This is a genomic window from Staphylococcus sp. HMSC065D05, assembly GCF_001813195.1.
Taxonomy (GTDB): domain Bacteria; phylum Bacillota; class Bacilli; order Staphylococcales; family Staphylococcaceae; genus Staphylococcus; species Staphylococcus epidermidis.
This window is the reverse complement of the sequence record NZ_KV811742.1, coordinates 1-1,117: the sequence shown is the minus strand read 5'-3', so window position 1 is coordinate 1,117 and position 1,117 is coordinate 1. Positions and strand designations below refer to the sequence as shown.

Below are 1,117 nucleotides of genomic sequence, written 5' to 3'. Positions count from 1 at the left end.
TTTTCTATGAAAAGAGTTTCTTATTCAGTAGAAACAAAGTATAAAGCAGTTGAAATGAAAATAGCTGGTTTTTCGACAAAAGAAATTATGAAAGAATTAAATATTAAAAATAGAACACAAGTGGAAACTTGGTGGCGATGGTATCGAAATGAGGAAAGTTATAGATTTTCACAACACGTTGGGAAACAATATACCTACGGTAAAGGATTAGAAGAATTGTCAGAAATAGAACGATTAAAATTAGAAAATAAGAGAAAAGATATAGAATTGGATATTTTAAAAAAGTACAAGGCATTGGAAAGGAAGTGGTACCAGCAGTAGTCATAGATTTAGTGGATCAATTAAAAGTAAAATATTCAATCAAATTGATACTAGAAGTATTAAACATACCTAAATCAACATATTACCGATGGAAAAACAAAACCTATAAAAATGATACTGTAACACAAAAAGTTATTGAATTATGTGAAGCTAACCACTATACCTACGGTTATCGTAAGATTACAGCACTGATTAATCAATGTTATACATCACCAATTAATCATAAGAGAGTACAGAGAATTATGCAGAAGCATCATTTGAACTGCCGAGTTAGACCTAAAAAGACGACAAGGATAGGTAAACCGTATTATAAAACTGACAATTTATTACAAAGACAATTTAAAGCGAGTTGTCCCATGGAAGTATTAACAACCGATATTACTTATTTACCATTTGGTCATTCTATGTTGTATTTATCTTCGATAATGGATATTTATAACGGAGAAATTGTGGCGTATAAAATAGATGATAAACAAGACCAAAGTTTAGTTAATGATACATTAAATCAAATCGATATACCCGAGGGGTGTATATTACATAGTGATCAAGGCAGCGTTTATACATCTTATGCTTATTATCAATTATGCGAAGAAAAAGGCATTATCAGAAGTATGTCCCGAAAGGGAACACCTGCTGATAACGCCCCGATAGAAAGTTTTCATTCCTCGCTAAAGTCTGAAACTTTTTACATCAATAATCAGCTTAATAGCTCTAATCATATTGTAATAGATATTGTCGAAAAATACATTAAAAACTATAATAATAATCGAATTCAACAAAAACTAGGCTACTTATC

The 1,117-nt window shown here is 30.3% G+C and carries 1 protein-coding gene; it reads left to right on the top strand.

Going from position 1 to position 1,117, the window contains the following annotated elements:
• Positions 1 to 6: 6 nt before the first annotated feature.
• Positions 7 to 1,117, top strand: a protein-coding gene (locus HMPREF2897_RS04545) for an IS3 family transposase (protein ID WP_141751283.1) whose coding sequence is annotated in 2 segments (ribosomal slippage) — positions 7 to 277 and positions 277 to 1,117 — 1,112 coding nt annotated over the 2 segments. Because the reading frame shifts where the segments join, the coding sequence is not laid out codon by codon here. This gene is flagged as partial in the annotation.